The sequence below is a fragment of the Peribacillus simplex genome (assembly GCF_900156045.1).
GTDB lineage: Bacteria > Bacillota > Bacilli > Bacillales > DSM-1321 > Peribacillus > Peribacillus simplex_D.
On record NZ_FTMX01000002.1, the window covers coordinates 313,361 to 328,688 of the forward strand.

Here is a 15,328-nt window from a genome sequence, read left to right on the forward strand (position 1 = left end):
CTCCGAAAATCGATTCGAAAGTTCCCCAGTTTGGATGCCATCATTATTTCCGCTTACACCCTTTGGTAACTTTTTTCATGATTACAACCCTCAATTGTGATTCCAAGATAATGAATGATGGAACAAAAAAGGAATCCAATAAAGGATTCCCCATTAACTAATGAAAATTTCATATAATTTCCGTTAACTTAAAAAGGCTTAGAACATTCCCTTCTACACTACTCGAATGGCAAATAAATATGAAAGCTCGTCCCTTTTCCCACTTCGCTTTCCACTTCTATATAGCCATTGTGCTCTTCAATGATTTTATAGCTGACCATGAGCCCAAGCCCGGTTCCCCTATCCTTCGTCGTATAAAAAGGTTCACCCAATTTTTTTAGCATTTCCGTTGAAATCCCCATGCCTTTGTCGGTAATTGAAATGCAAACGTATTTCTCTGAAAATCGGCTAGTTCTAATGTGAACAGATCCGCCATCCGGCATGACTTCCAATGCATTCTTGATGATGTTAATGAACACTTGCTTTAACTGGTTCGCTTCGCATAAAACCTTAAATTCATCTTCTTCAAATTCTTTCTCGAATTGAATATTTTCCAACAGTGCCTGAGCGGCCATTAATTCCAGTGTCTCTCTCAATATGGTATGAACATCCTGCTTGAAAATTTTCAGCGCCTGCGGCTTTGCCAATACCAAAAATTCCGTGATAATGGTTTCGATTCGCTTAATTTCGGATGTAATCACATGAAAATATGTGGAAAACTCCCCTTTCACACCATCCTCAAGCAACTGGATAAAACCTTTTAAGGCTGTCATTGGATTCCTGATTTCGTGAGCAATTCCTGCCGCCAGTTCACCAACGACATTCAAAGTATCCGATTTTCGGATTTGTTCCTGCATTTCGAGATTTTTACTCACATCACGGAAAATGCTTAAATTCAGGTTCGAATATAAATTTTTCCTCGTCAAAAATTCAATATGCTTAACCCTTCCATCTTCGAATGTTATCGGAATGATGGAAGAGTAGACCTCATGCTTATACACATTTTCAATGTGAGCGTTTAAGACAGGAGCATTTTCAGGAATTTTTTCGATGAATCCCTTTACAGATAAAGAAAGCAGTTTGCGCTTCGAAATCTCCAATATTTTCTGACCCGCTTCATTAATGTCGGTGAACCCTTCATGATTCCATAAAATCAAGCCGTCTAATGTTCCCTCAAAAATCTTCCTGAACTTCTTTTCACTATCCCTTAATTCCTTCTCAATCAGCCAGCGCTCACTGACATTTCGAAAGATCGTTACGTTATATCCGTCTCCTTCATGTTTTTTGGCAGTCAATTCAAGCAATTTAATTTGGTTATTAGGCATTTTATAAATCAGCTCACCCCGCACCTGGGTGTCTCTTTCAAACGTTTCCATCATCTGATCAAAATGGTGGTTATTGCTGTATACGTATTTCCAGATATGACTGCCTATCAAATCCTCTCTGCTGGATTCGAATATTTTACATGCTGAATGATTGACCCGAAAAATGATCCCGTCATCATTCCAGAATATGATCGCGTCCATGGACTGGTCGAATAATTCCGCAAAAATCCGTTCGCTAGTCTCTAACTTTTTTTCTATTATATTTGATTCTGTTATTTTTCGAAGCACCGACATATATAATTCATTTCCTACCGTTGAACTCATCGAGAAAGTGAAATGATGCAGTTCTTCCCCAACCTTTATCTCTACCTCTCCTTTGAAGTTCGACTCATCAAAGGCTCTTTGTATGCTCTCATCCCAATACTCCCTATAATCTGGGGATATGAGGTCCCTCATATTCTTACCGACAATCTCTTTTTTCGGGATGCCCAAGACATAAATAAAGGCATGGTTCACTTCCATTATTATTCCTGAACTGTCGAATAGAACGATGCTTTCTATTGCTGTATCGAAAATGTCCAAAAACATCTGCCTTGACATCCCTGTTTCCCTTGACGAAGAAACATCCAATGTCACATCCACCAAACGGTAGAACTGCTGTCCTTCTGAAAGTGAGCCTATACGTATAAACTCTATTTGCTTAAGGGCTCCGGTATGTAGCTGGATAATTTGCCTTTCACTTTCATTCGAGGTTTTTAGGGAACTTGACACTTCATGGTTATTTAAAGGGATGACATCGAGAAAATCAGTTATCTTCATTGACTCCAGCTGCTCTTTCCCGGTTTCAAGCAGGGCACAAGCAGCATCATTGGCATAAGTGAGACGCAGTTCCTCATCAACCCTAATATAAGGCTCTGACATCGAATTGAAAATGTTCAAAAACCCTTCGATCTGTTTATTCAATTTTAAAATTTCCTGTTTATATTCCGTTTCATTCCCATAACCGATTTTCATATTAACCCCCCTCATCAAAACCCATACTTACCAACTTTATTCGACATCCATCTTGATTTTCCTCGGTATTTTTCGAAAATCGGCGCAATCAAATAATTCCAAAATTATCCTGTATATCAAATTATAGTATATTGAATACGATAAAACTTAGCGTTAAGCTTAATTTAAGGTTTTTATAATAAATTTAATAAATATTGATTTAGTACAAGGTATTTAGGGTATAAGAAATAACAATGCTTTCTAGCTACCTTAAAAATTTATTAAATGGAGGCAACGATGAAACAACGTGATTTTTTCTTCGATAACGCCAAGTTCATTCTCATGGCTTTTGTCGTCTTTGGACATTTGCTGAATACGTATATACATGACAGTGAAACGATAAATGCTTTATATAAAACCATTTATTCCTTTCACATGCCTGCCTTTATCCTTGTTTCAGGGTTCTTTGCGAAAGGTTTTTATCAAAAAGGGTATTTAGGTAAAATTACTAAAAAACTGATTTTGCCCTATATCATTTTCCAATTGATATATACCGTTTACTACTATTTCTTATATGAACGTTCTGCCATCACTATAGACCTGCTTGACCCCCAATGGTCGCTATGGTTCCTGATCAGTTTATTCTGTTGGAACATCATGCTCCTTGGTTTCTCAAAGCTAAAGCCATCAGTAGGCATAGGTTTATCTTTTTTAATCGCATTATTGATTGGATATATTGATATTATCTCCAATTACCTTAGTCTCTCCAGGACATTCGTTTTTTTCCCGATGTTTTTGATCGGATACCATTTAAGCAAGGAACATTTAAAAAAACTATTCACTCCCAAAGTTCGTTTGGCTTCACTTAGTGTAATGTTAGTGATTTTTATCGGTTTTTATTTAAATGCCGATATCAATTATAAATGGCTGCTCGGTTCGAAACCATATGCCGAACTTGAAGATGCGACGATCGTGTCCATGTTTAAACGCCTGGGATTTTATGGATTGAGCATAATTTCAGTGTTCAGCTTCCTTTCGTTCATTCCACGCGGACAATACTTCTTTACGAACTGGGGGAAACAAACCCTTTATGTCTATCTGCTGCATGGTTTCTTCATTCGGTTTTTCCGTGAAAGCTCCATACAGGAATACTTCAGCAATACAGAGAGCTTTATCATGCTCGCTGGCCTCGCTTTCTTGATTACCGTGTTACTATCAAGTCAAATGATCGCTACGATGGCGCAGCCGATCATCGAATTGAAAGCGACCAAAACAAAACGACTCATGACTAAAACGAAAGAGTATATTAAACAAGCTTTTTAAATAAAACGGATGAAGCATTCTATGCTTTATCCGTTTTTTCAAAGTCCATTTCATTTCGACTTTCAAGCTGAAAGATTCCCCTTCAATACCATAACCCATTTTTCAAATGGAGCACGCTATGGTAAAATTACTCGTTAGTGCTTGTTGGCTTAAAAAGACATGTACACGAAAGGAGCCAGGCGTTTCTTTGACGCCCTTTAACATGAATATAATAATCAGTACTCTTAACGCAAAATATATCCATACATCGCTATCCATCCGATATTTAAAAGCTTATGCCCAGCCCGATTATGATGTACAGCTGGCAGAATATACGATAAAAGATCCAATTATGAACATAGTTGGTGACCTTCATTCCAAAAAACCTGATGTCATAGGGTTCAGCTGCTATATTTGGAACATCGAGGAAACGATGAAAGTCGTAGCCATGCTGAAGAAGATCAATCCAGAATTGGTTATCATTCTCGGCGGACCTGAAGTCACCTATGATGTTGGGGAATGGCTTGAGCAGATTCCCGGGGCTGATTTCATCGTAATTGGCGAAGGTGAAGTCACCTTCAAGGCCCTTTTATCTGAAATTGAAGGTTCGAATGACTATAAGAAGGTCGGCGGCATTGCTTATCGACAGGATGGAAAAAAAATCATCCAGCCTCAGAACGGCAAGGTTGATTTGAAATCCCTTCCTTCTCCATATCGTTTGGAGGAAGACCGCGGCGACCTATCTAAACGTGTCACCTATATCGAAACTAGCCGAGGGTGCCCGTTCAGCTGCCAATTTTGCCTTTCTTCGATTGAAGTGGGTGTCAGGTATTTTGATCGTGAAAAGATTAAAGAAGATATCAGATACCTTATGGCTAATGGTGCCAAGACCATTAAGTTCGTTGACCGAACCTTCAACATTAGCCGAAGCTATGCAATGGAGATGTTTCAATTCTTAATCGATGAACATCTTCCCGGTGTGGTTTTCCAGTTCGAGATCACGGCTGACATCATGCGTCCGGAGGTTATCCAGTTCTTGAACGATAATGCCCCTTCAGGCCTGTTCCGCTTTGAAATAGGGGTACAATCGACGAATGATCATACGAATGATTTAGTCATGAGAAGGCAGAACTTCGAAAAATTGACCAGGACCGTAACCATGGTAAAAGAAGGGCAGAAAATTGATCAACATTTAGACCTTATTGCCGGTTTACCAGAAGAAGATTATCATTCTTTCAGAAAAACTTTCAATGATGTTTTCGAGCTCAGACCCGAAGAGATGCAACTTGGTTTCTTAAAGATGCTTCGTGGAACTGGCTTACGGATACGTGCCGCTGAACACCAATATATATACAGCGAACATGCTCCCTATGAAATCCTGGGAAATAATGTTTTATCCTTTGATGACATTGTCCGCATTAAACAGGTTGAAGATGTCCTTGAAAAATACTGGAATGACCATAGAATGGATCATACCACGGAATATCTTGTCAAAACGGTGTTTCAATCACCATTCGACTTCTTTCAAGATTTCGGTACCTATTGGGATGAACAAGGATGGTCACGAATCGGACATCAGCTTGAAGACTTGTTCAGACGTTTACAGCAGTTTTTGGCTTCCCGGGAATCTGCTGAACTGAAAAACATTATCGGACTCATGAAGTTGGATTATTTCATGAATCAAAAATATAAACCACGTAAACCTTGGTGGGAAGCTTCATTAGATAAAAATGGTCGGAAAGAGATATATGAAGAGATTCTGAATAAGCCTGAACAGCTTGGTTCCTCTTTCACAGCTTTGTCACTTAATGAAAAAGAAATACACAAACACACATTGCTCGAGGCACTTCCCTTTGATTTGGAAACATATTTAGCTGAGGGAATAATCGTCGAGAAACCATCGTTCATGCTTGCCTATTTTGATCCGAGTGGTAAGGGCTCAACAATATTCCCTCTCAAAAAATCTGGAAGCATCATTTTTTAAGAATAAGGACGGACCCAAGAATTGGGTCCGTCCTTATTTACTTATCACTATCTCGTTTTTTATTTTCTTTTGCCAAAATTTCATAAATTTTAGTTGCGTTCATATCGCCGCTGAATTCGATTCCAAATTCAGTTCGTACATGCTTTTCCAACTTTTCCTGGCTGTTCTGTTTTTCTTTATCCATTAACTTCTGCCTTTTCTGCCTTGCTTTGAATTACGGTTGGCACCTTTCATTGCGTTTTCCTCCAATGCGAACTCATTGGAAAATTCATTTTCAGCTTGGTTTCTTTTTGGCGTTTTACTTGCTTTGACAGCTCCATCCACATTGGCTTTCCGTTTCATTTTCATCCACCCTTTTCATATAGTTTACATTTTAGAATGGGGTAAAAATGCGTGAAATTATTCAGGGATAATATAGGGACAGACGAGAAAAATAACCGTAAAACGGAAAGGGAGACACTACATGAAAAAGAAATTGGATTCACCAATTGTCGACGATACACAGCCTCACCAAATTAACGCACCAAGCTTTAAAGGAACCGGCATAAAACCACAAGCTCCATTCGTCAATGATTATGGAGTCGTCATCGGCGACAGTAAATATTCTTCTGAAAACTCACCACTCGAAAATTGGAGTGAAGATACAGACCCGGAAATCATGGCTGGGGACGAATGGATACACCCCACCAATGATATAGGCTGGAATTCAACTGAAAACCGTGAACTGTTAGAGTCCAAAAAAGCGCCGCAGCCACCTTTCATGCATCCCGATAAAGATGTTAGCACTGATGCGGATTGAGTCTCTCTAGAAGGTCAAAAATCCCATTATCATAAAAGGGGTGCATCACACCCCTTCTTCTCATTTAACCTGCAAAATCAACTTCCCTTTCGTTTGACGGGCGTTCATTACCTCATGGACGGCTGCGGCCTTTTCAATTGGATAGATGCCGCCGATGGTTAGCTTAAGTTCCCCGGACGCGACGTATGCAAAAAGTTCTTGAATGCTAGGCAACAGTAAATCTGGGTGCTTCATGATCTGTGGCAGGAAAAAACCTACGATGGATTGATTGCGCCTCATTAATTGCTGCGGGTTCATCGTATAAGGCTTACGACTGGCATTACCAAACACAACAAGACGTCCAAATGGTGCCAAACATTTCAATGTTTTATTGAAAATATCCCCTCCAGCCATCTCCAACGCCACGTCGACTCCCTTGCCGGACGTGACCTCACGGACTTCCATTTCCCATCCTTCTTTCGTGTAATCGATGAGTTCATCTGCCCCCATCTCTTTAGCCAGTTCCAACTTTTCCACTGTACTGGCGGTTGCAATCACTTTTCCTGCCCCGAAGATTTTGGCTAGCTGGACTGCAATCGTTCCCACACCGCCTGCAGCAGCATGGACCAAAACCGTATCCCCCTGTTGCATGCGTCCCATTGTCTTTAAAATATGATAGGCGCTAAGACCTTGAAGTGGCAGGGCAACAGCTTCATGGAACTGAATGGCATCAGGAAGCGGAATGGCAGAGAATTCATCAGATAGGGCATATTCTGAATATCCACCTGATTCAATTAAACTCACGACCCTTGTACCAGGTTTGATTTTAGTCACCTTTCCGCCAACTTCCACCACAACGCCAGCCACTTCCGCACCTGGAATGAATGGAAGCGGCGTAGGTACCACATATTGCCCCTCCCTTCTGGCTGTATCTGCATAATTGACGCCGACACAATCGATTTCAATCAGAACTTCATGTCCAGTTGGCACGGGTCTTTCCATTTCAGTCAATTTCAGTACTTCCGGTCCGCCGTATTCTTCAAAATGAATGGCTCTCATCTTTATCCCTCCCTTATTAATTTCCTGTGAATTCCGGTTTTCTCTTCTCTTTGAATGCTGCAACTCCCTCCAGATGATCTTCTGTGGAAGCCATCAAGGTTTGCGTGATGCGCTCCTGTTCGAGTATTTCATCAAGTGTAGCCGTAAATGAATGGCTAACGAGCTTTTTCATCATTCCATAAGCTTTAGTCGGTCCATTTGCCAGCTTTTCCGCAAGTTTCAATGATTCTTCTTCCAGTTGATTGAGTGGATAAATATAATTAATGACACCTAACTGGTTTAAGCGCTCCGCAGAAATCGGTTCTGCAGAAAAGAAGAGCTGCTTTGCAAGGTGGGGCCCCACTAATTTAGGTAAGAAATAAGAACCCCCTCCATCAGAAATTAGGCCTACCTGTGAAAAACTCATGGCAAATTGACTATCATCGGAAGCTACGATCAAATCACAAGCGAGTGCCAAATTGAATCCTGCCCCTGCAGCAAATCCATGGACGGCTGCGATTATGGGAACCTCAGAAGCATCCAGAGCCAAAATGCATTCGTTCATTCTGCCGACATGATCATACAATTGACCTGCAGAGGCCTTCCCCATCGACTTTACGTCTCCTCCTGCAGTGAACGACCTTCCCGCCCCTTTGATGATGACGGCCCTTATATGTGGTGTATGTTTTACATCCTTGATCGCTTTCGTCAAGCTTGCGATCATATCCGGACTAAACGCATTTAAGCTTTCAGGACGATTCAAAGTCAGGATCATTACATTATCGATTACTTCTGTCAATAAGTGTTCTTTTAACATTTACCCATCCCCTTTTCTATTTGATCAACCAGCCGCCATCCACCAATAAATCCGTCCCAGTCATATAGGAAGCCTCCGGGGAAGCGGCAAAGGTAATGACATTACTTATTTCCTCCGCCTTCCCCACTCTTTCCAGTGCTGTGTTCCGTCGGATCGACTTTACGAATTTTTCATTCTGCAATTTATCCTCCGTTAATGGCGTTTCAATGAATCCCGGTGATACGGAATTGACCCGAATGCCGGCTGCGGCGAGTTCCAATGCCAATGATTTCGTTAAACTGATGACCCCTGCTTTAGCAGAGCTGTAATGCGGGATGAATGCCCCTGCCTGATGTCCTGACAGTGAAGCCACATTCACGATTGCCCGATTGGTGGCTTCATTTCCGCTGCCCGCTTTTTCTTCCATCACTTTCCCCAAGTACTTGGAAACAAGAAAGACACTTTTCAAATTGACTTGTTGAATCATGTCCCAATCAGCTGCAGATGTATCCAAAAGCTTCGAGGACTTTGACCCACCTGCGTTATTGATCAAAATGTGAAGGTCACGATATTGTTCCTTCACATACATGGCCAGCTTCTTTACCTCTTCCTCGATGGTAACATCTGCAGCGAAAATGTCAGCCATGGGAATCGTGTGCCTGGCATTGATTTCTGCAGCTGCTTCCTCCAGCTTCCCTTTCGTCCTCCCTACCAACAACACTTTTGCCCCTTCGTCCGACAGGCGCATCGCTGTAGCCTTCCCAATACCGGAACCTGCACCCGTCACCACCGCTATTGATTGTGAAAACCTCATGCCCTTCACTCCTTATCCAGGTTTTGAACTACGTTTCCTGCCTTTTCAATTCAGCTTCGATATTTCCATCCACCAACTCTGGGACAATATCAATCGAACCTTTTTGCGCCGCCAATTCCAAATCTGTGATCAAGCTGTGTTTGTCAAATAACTGTCCGACATATGATGATTTCAGGATATCAAAGGCATTTTCGCTATTCGTTCGATAAAACGCTTTTGCAGCCTTTGCGGCATCGTTGAGTATGAACGTACCTTGTGATCCAGCAATCAGGCAATCTATCAAATGACCTGCACCATAAAAGTCTTCCAGACTGAATTCACCTGAGTTTCCCGAACAAACGATGATGATCGTTTCCGTTTTATGATGTTTTTTTATTTTCTCAGCAACAGACGGATTATTTAATAAAGATGCGATATAAACCTTTTTGGCAGCTGCTGAATTCCTCAGCGCAACCGTTCCATTAGTCGTGGACAGTATTAAAGTTTTGCCAGGTACCAACTTACTCAATAGCGTCGGACTTGGATACATCAAACCCTCAACCGGCTTAGCTTTTAGTTCCCCTGCCACTACAAAATCCCCATGGTCCAATTCCTGGCTTTTCACCAAGGCATCCACTGGATCCATGACGGGTATCACCTGGCGCGCTCCCTCATTAAGTGCTGAAATAATCGTAGTGGTCGCTAATAACACATCAAGTACGACCGCAACTTTCTCCCCCTCTTTGAGCTTTTCCCCATCTATCTCTTCTTTTTTTAGTAGTAAATGAATGTTTTGTATATATTCCATATAATTAAACTTCCTTCGCAGCTACACATGCAGCATGAGTGAGTAAGCTTTTAACCGTTTTTCCGAGATTGGAAAAACGGGGATCATTAGTCTGGCCTTTTTTATATCGATAATAGATTTGCTGAAGAATGACGGCCAACTTAAAGTAACCAAATGTTAAATAAAAATCGACGTTGGAAACATCATTTCCGCTTCTTGCTGCATACATCTCGATGAATTCCCTTCGTGTCAGGAAACCGTTTAAAGTCGTGATGGACGCTTGACCCACACCGATTTTGATAAGTTCCGGATCACCGCTTTCCGTCCAGTAGCTTAAAGCCACTCCTAGATCGGCTAACGGATCACCAACGGTGGACATTTCCCAATCGAATAAACCAACCATCTCTGTAAGGTCCAGGTTAAACATGGCATTATTGATCTTATAATCATAATGGATAATGGAAGTCTGGCTATGTTTCGGGATATTCTGTTGAAAATAATCGATAAGCGGTCGAATTTCCTTGATTTCATCAGTTTTTGCTCTCTCATAGCGAGAAATCCATCCTTGCACTTGTCTTTCAATGAACCCTTCAGGTTTGGAAATTTCCACCAACCGGGTTTTCTCATAAGGAATCGAGTGAAGATCAGCAAGCCGATTGACCATGACATATGAAAGCTGTCGGCACTTTTCCACCGTTGGCTCGATATCCTTTGGAAATTCGGTATCTATTACAATTCCATGTTTCCTTTCCATTAGGAAAAAAGGAGCCCCCGCAATCGATTCGTCATCCGAGAACAGAATAGGCTCGGGAGCCGCTTGGAAATATGGGTGGATAGAGGAAAGGATATGATGTTCGCGCTTCATATCATGTGCCTTTGGAGCAACAGGACCAAGCGGGGGCCTTCTGAGAACAGCCTCCCATTCGCCCATTTTCAGCTGATAGGTCAAATTGGAATAGCCCGTTGAAAACTGTTGCAATTCTAACGGTTCATTTGGAAGGTCCAATATATTTTTTCTTAGGAAACCTTCTAATGCACCAACATTCAGTTCCTCGCCGGGCCGAACAGGAATCGTATCGTCAACCAATTTCTTCCACTCCTTTAGACTTTTGTCATTCTAATTTTGAACAAGATGTGAAATGAGCTTTTCTTTAATCATTTCAGGGATAGGCTCACTTTTTTGATTCAAAAAATTAAAACAGACTAAAACAGCACTACCCTTAGCAACCACTTCCCCAGTTTGTGAACAGAGAATATCATGGACCATTTCACAACTTTTCGTACCTATCTTTTTTATAGCTGAACGAATGGTCAAGAGTTGATTGAAATATCCCTGAGCAATAAAGTCGCATTTCGTGGAAGCTAACAAAAAGTTCCATGATTCAACATTCGTCGCTAGGCCCAAAGCTTCAAAAAATTTCATGCGTGCTTCTTCGAGGTAAATGAAATAGCTTGTGTTATTGATGTGGCCCAAAGCATCCGTTTCGGAAAAACGAACGTTGACTTCGAATTCATGCATAAAATCCCTCCTTGATTAACGATGTACAAAAGCAGGTTTACGTTTATCCAAGAAAGCGGAAACCCCTTCTTTAACATCCTCAGTTTGGAAGATTTCTTCAAAAAGATCCGTTTCAATCTCTAGACCTTGTTCAAGCGTGGCTTCACTTCCTTCATTAATTGCCTTCTTGATTCTCGAAAGTGCCTGAAGTGAGTGCCTTGTCATTCGTGAGGCTAAGATTTTCGCTTCCGTTAAGCCGCAGCCTTGCTCGACGACTTTATTGACAAGCCCGATCTTTTCCGCTTCTATGGCACCAAGCGGATCACCGGTGAATATAATCTCTTTTGCTTTTGCGTTTCCGACAAGTCTGGACAAACGCTGTGTACCGCCAGCTCCAGGAAATAAACCTAATTTCACTTCCGGCAGACCAATTTGAACCTGTGTTTCTGCCACTCGCAAATCACAGGCCAGAGCCAGTTCGCATCCGCCCCCCAAAGTCAGGCCGTTTAATACAGCTATCGTAGGTTTAGGAAACTGGTCAATTTTGGTTAGGACGGCATGACCTTCCTTTACGATTTCTTTCATTTTCGGGTTCCCCATCATTTCAGGGAATTCTTTTATATCAGCACCAGCCGCAAATGCGATATTGCCTGCACCGGTTATGAGTACCGCAACAGTATCAATATCTTTTGAAAGTTCATCGAATGTTTCTCCCAATTCCCTGAATACTTGTTTACTGATTACGTTTAATGGGGGATTATCGATCGTGATGACCGCAAGTTTATTTTCCTTAACCACTTTAAGTAATTTTGTCATCAATTCTTCACTCCTTGGTTTGGATAATCATACCAGCCTTTTCCTGTTTTCCTGCCTAATTGTCCTTTATTCACCTTTTCTTCTATACAAGCATTTGGCTTGTCTTCTGGATTTCCCGTTTCATTGTAACGCTGCTGCATGACAAAATACCCCACATCAATACCTGATAGATCCATCAGTTCAAAAGGACCAATGGGATGGCCGAGAGCTTTCCTGCAAATCAAATCGATTTCCTTATAGTCAACAATTCCTTCTTCATACAAATATAAGGCCTCACGCTGCAACGCTCCCAAAATTCGGTTGGCTACGAATCCCGATATCTCTTTCCTCAACAAAACTCCTGTCCTATTCATATTCTCTGTTACTTCCATCGCAAGCTTCGCTGTTTCCTCAGATGTTTGGTCACTCATCACAACCTCAACACAATCCATTACTAGAGGCGGGAAAAAGAAATGCATATTAATGAACTTATCCGGACGATTCGTCACACTCGCAATCAGGCTATTGACAATCGTTGAACTATTCGTTGCAAAGATGGTTTCTGCTGGGGCCAATTCCTCAAGTTTAGCGAAAACTTCCTGTTTCACATCAAGCTTTTCAATGACCGCTTCAATGATCAAATCAGCTCCACTGGCCGCTTTCTCAAGATCGGTAGTATATTGAAGACGGCTAAAAGCAGCCAACTTACGATCTTCAGACAATTTTCCTTTTTGAACCCATTTAGTCAAAATGACATCCAATTTTTCTTGGGCTGTATTCAACGCGTTTTCTTGAACATCCTGAAGAATCGTTTCGTAACCTCCAAGTGCAGCAAGCATCGCAATTTGATGCCCCATCTGCCCAGCCCCAATTACGGTTATTGATTGAATTTGCTTGTTGGTCATGCCTTCTATCTCCCTTCTACTAACTGGTTAGTATGTAACCTGGTCACGCTTCGATTCCCTGCAGAATCATCCCCATAAAAATGGCTGCAACTTCCTTTTCGGTTTTTTCACCTTCCGGGTCGAACCAATGATAGCTCCAATTGGCCACACCCAAAATAGCAAAAGAGATGATGGATGCATCGAGATTGGAACGTAGTTCTCCGCTCTCGATGCCGCTAATCAGCACTTGCTCGATTTTATTACGGAACTCATCACGCTTAGGAAGGATTTGTGCAAGTTTTTCGTCACTTAGATTTTTCATTTCACGGAAAAAGACCGTTGCGCTGGATTTTTTGGTTTTGATGCTTTTTAAAAGCATCAATACCATATCGAAAAGCTTATCCTTACAGCTTTTCCCAGGATCCAACATAATTATTTCCTGCTCACTAAGCAACTCGTCTATATAAGCTAGATGAATATCCATAAGCAACTGCTCTTTGCTCGTAAAGTAATAATAAAACGTTCCCTTCGTAACCCCGACCGATTCGACGATATCGGATATCGACGTTTCACTAAAGCCCTTCTTTTCAAATAAGCGTATGCTATGTTCTGTCATTTTTTCTTTCATGTTTGCATCCTCGCAATCTGTTAAAATTTCAGCTGAATTGATATCATACGCGTTCGTACTATCAAAGCCCTCTTATTTCCTGGAAAGTTCTTCTCTTAAAGCCCGCCTTAAAATCTTTCCGACATTTGTTTTCGGTAACTCATCACGAAATTCAACGAAATGCGGAACTTTATAAGCCGATAGGTTAGCTCGGCAGTAATCGATGATTTCCCGTTCATTTGCCGTTTTATTTTGTTTAAGTACGAGCACAGCTTTTACCGACTCCCCTCGGTAAGCATCTGGAACTCCGATGACAACCGCTTCCTGAACAGCAGGATGTTCATAGAGAACTTCCTCCACATCTCGCGGATATATATTATAGCCACTTGCGATGATCAAATCTTTTTTCCTGTCGACAATATAGAGATACCCGTCTTCATCAACTTTGGCGATATCACCCGTATAAAGCCAACCATTCCTAAGGGTCACCGCCGTTTCCTCCGGCATATTCCAGTAACCTTTCATCACTTGAGGTCCTTTGACGACCAATTCCCCCAATTCTCCATGGGACATTTCTTTTGTCCCGTCCCCCAGGTCCATCACTTTATATTCAGTAGAAGGGAAACCAATCCCGACGCTCCCAGGCTTCCTTTTTGCAAATGCCGGGTTACAATGCGTTGTTGGCGAAGCTTCCGTTAGACCGTAGCCTTCCAATATCTTCGCACCTGATTTTCGTTCGAACTCACGCAGCAGTTCCACGGGCATCGGTGCACTTCCGCTGTTACAGACCCGAATTGAGCCCATTCCATATTCTTCTGCCTTTGGATGATTCGTCAACGCTACATACATGGTCGGTACACCAGGAAAAGTGGTCGGCTGTTCACGTTTAATCGTTTCCAGCACTTCTTCTATTTCAAATCGTGGCAGCATGATGGAATCACCCGCGATATACACGGATAAATTCATTGCGGACGTCATTCCAAAAACATGAAAAAGCGGGATGACCGACAGCGTTCTTTCAGAGCCCATTTTTAATTCATGCTTGAAGAACTCATACGATTGAACGACATTGGCCAGGATATTGCTGTGAGTCAGCATCGCCCCTTTTGAACGGCCGGTCGTTCCTCCTGTATACTGAAGAACGGCTATATCATTTTCCGGATCGATTGATACGTGATTGATTTTGCCGTCCCCTGTCTTCATGAATTGGTCAAAAGAAGCATCAGGCTGGAAATCTGCATCCGAAGACTGAAGGCTTACGGCGATGATATTTTTCAGATTTGCATGTTGCTGCACACTTTTCACTTTCGGGTATAATCCATCCAATACAACGATCGTTTCAGCACCGGAGTCCTGTAAAATATGCTGCAGCTCCCTTTCAACCAGCATTGGGTTGATTTGGGTGATAATGGCTCCTGTTGCCAACGATCCATAATAAGCGATAACGTATTGCGGACAGTTAGGTAGCATGATGGCGACACGATCGCCTTTTTGAACACCTTTTTTTTGCAGGGCTGAAGCAAAGGCTTGCGACGCATGAAAAAGTTCCTGATAGGATATCTTTCGGTCATAGAAAGTAATAGCTGTATTGTTTGGGTAGGACTGACATGCATTTTGAAGGATTTCTTGCATCGGAAACTCAGGGACTTTTATTTCCTTTGAAATTGAATCAGGATAAACGGAAAGCCATTTTTTTTCATTTATCATTT

The 15,328-nt window shown here is 41.8% G+C and carries 16 protein-coding genes; 3 read left to right on the forward strand and 13 right to left on the reverse strand.

Annotated elements, in window-relative coordinates:
* Positions 1–218 precede the first annotated feature (218 nt).
* Positions 219–2,378 carry a PAS domain-containing sensor histidine kinase gene (locus BW986_RS08085; RefSeq protein ID WP_076366860.1) on the reverse strand — a complete coding sequence of 720 codons (2,160 nt, stop codon included), beginning with the start codon at positions 2,376–2,378 and terminating at the stop codon, positions 219–221.
* Between the two features lie 276 nt (positions 2,379–2,654).
* On the opposite strand from BW986_RS08085, the gene BW986_RS08090 reads away from it, so the two are divergent.
* On the forward strand, positions 2,655–3,680 hold the full coding sequence (locus BW986_RS08090) for an acyltransferase family protein (RefSeq protein ID WP_076366862.1): 1,026 nt from the start codon (positions 2,655–2,657) through the stop codon (positions 3,678–3,680).
* A 202-nt stretch (positions 3,681–3,882) separates the two neighbouring features.
* Positions 3,883–5,643, forward strand: a complete 1,761-nt coding sequence (locus BW986_RS08095; RefSeq protein ID WP_076366864.1) for a B12-binding domain-containing radical SAM protein — start codon at positions 3,883–3,885, stop codon at positions 5,641–5,643.
* 37 nt (positions 5,644–5,680) lie between these two features.
* On the opposite strand, the gene BW986_RS30080 is transcribed toward BW986_RS08095, so the two are convergent.
* Positions 5,681–5,827: a hypothetical protein gene (locus BW986_RS30080; protein WP_179086026.1), complete on the reverse strand. Its 147-nt coding sequence runs from the start codon at positions 5,825–5,827 to the stop codon at positions 5,681–5,683.
* Positions 5,827–5,985 carry a hypothetical protein gene (locus BW986_RS30085; RefSeq protein WP_098371175.1) on the reverse strand — a complete coding sequence of 53 codons (159 nt, stop codon included), beginning with the start codon at positions 5,983–5,985 and terminating at the stop codon, positions 5,827–5,829. Before BW986_RS30085 ends, BW986_RS30080 begins: the two co-directional genes overlap by 1 nt.
* Positions 5,986–6,106: 121 nt before the next feature.
* On the opposite strand from BW986_RS30085, the gene BW986_RS08100 reads away from it, so the two are divergent.
* A complete protein-coding gene (locus BW986_RS08100) occupies positions 6,107–6,442 on the forward strand; it encodes a DUF3905 domain-containing protein (RefSeq protein WP_076366866.1) in 336 nt (111 codons plus the stop codon).
* Positions 6,443–6,502: 60 nt separating this feature from the next.
* On the opposite strand, the gene BW986_RS08105 is transcribed toward BW986_RS08100, so the two are convergent.
* From BW986_RS08105 to BW986_RS08150, 10 genes are all read right to left on the reverse strand, one after another.
* A complete protein-coding gene (locus tag BW986_RS08105; protein ID WP_076366868.1) occupies positions 6,503–7,480 on the reverse strand; it encodes a quinone oxidoreductase family protein in 978 nt (325 codons plus the stop codon).
* 16 nt (positions 7,481–7,496) lie between these two features.
* A complete protein-coding gene (locus tag BW986_RS08110; RefSeq protein WP_076366870.1) occupies positions 7,497–8,276 on the reverse strand; it encodes an enoyl-CoA hydratase/isomerase family protein in 780 nt (259 codons plus the stop codon).
* A gap of 16 nt (positions 8,277–8,292) precedes the next feature.
* Positions 8,293–9,069 (reverse strand): SDR family NAD(P)-dependent oxidoreductase, encoded by a 777-nt coding sequence (locus BW986_RS08115; RefSeq protein WP_076366872.1) that lies wholly within the window; start codon positions 9,067–9,069, stop codon positions 8,293–8,295.
* A gap of 28 nt (positions 9,070–9,097) precedes the next feature.
* Entirely contained in the window at positions 9,098–9,856 is a 759-nt protein-coding gene (locus tag BW986_RS08120) for a 2-phosphosulfolactate phosphatase (protein WP_260320787.1), read from the reverse strand.
* 4 nt (positions 9,857–9,860) lie between these two features.
* On the reverse strand, positions 9,861–10,922 hold the full coding sequence (locus tag BW986_RS08125; protein WP_076366874.1) for a phosphotransferase family protein: 1,062 nt from the start codon (positions 10,920–10,922) through the stop codon (positions 9,861–9,863).
* Between the two features lie 30 nt (positions 10,923–10,952).
* Positions 10,953–11,354 carry an acyl-CoA thioesterase gene (locus tag BW986_RS08130; protein WP_076366875.1) on the reverse strand — a complete coding sequence of 134 codons (402 nt, stop codon included), beginning with the start codon at positions 11,352–11,354 and terminating at the stop codon, positions 10,953–10,955.
* A gap of 15 nt (positions 11,355–11,369) precedes the next feature.
* On the reverse strand, positions 11,370–12,149 hold the full coding sequence (locus BW986_RS08135; protein ID WP_076366877.1) for an enoyl-CoA hydratase: 780 nt from the start codon (positions 12,147–12,149) through the stop codon (positions 11,370–11,372).
* Complete coding sequence (locus BW986_RS08140) at positions 12,149–13,033, reverse strand: 3-hydroxyacyl-CoA dehydrogenase family protein (protein ID WP_076366879.1); 885 nt, start codon at positions 13,031–13,033, stop codon at positions 12,149–12,151. Before BW986_RS08140 ends, BW986_RS08135 begins: the two co-directional genes overlap by 1 nt.
* 43 nt (positions 13,034–13,076) lie before the next feature.
* Positions 13,077–13,640 (reverse strand): TetR/AcrR family transcriptional regulator, encoded by a 564-nt coding sequence (locus tag BW986_RS08145; RefSeq protein WP_076366881.1) that lies wholly within the window; start codon positions 13,638–13,640, stop codon positions 13,077–13,079.
* Positions 13,641–13,712: 72 nt separating this feature from the next.
* Positions 13,713–15,326, reverse strand: a complete 1,614-nt coding sequence (locus BW986_RS08150; RefSeq protein WP_076366883.1) for a long-chain-fatty-acid--CoA ligase — start codon at positions 15,324–15,326, stop codon at positions 13,713–13,715.
* Between the last annotated feature and the right edge of the window lie 2 nt (positions 15,327–15,328).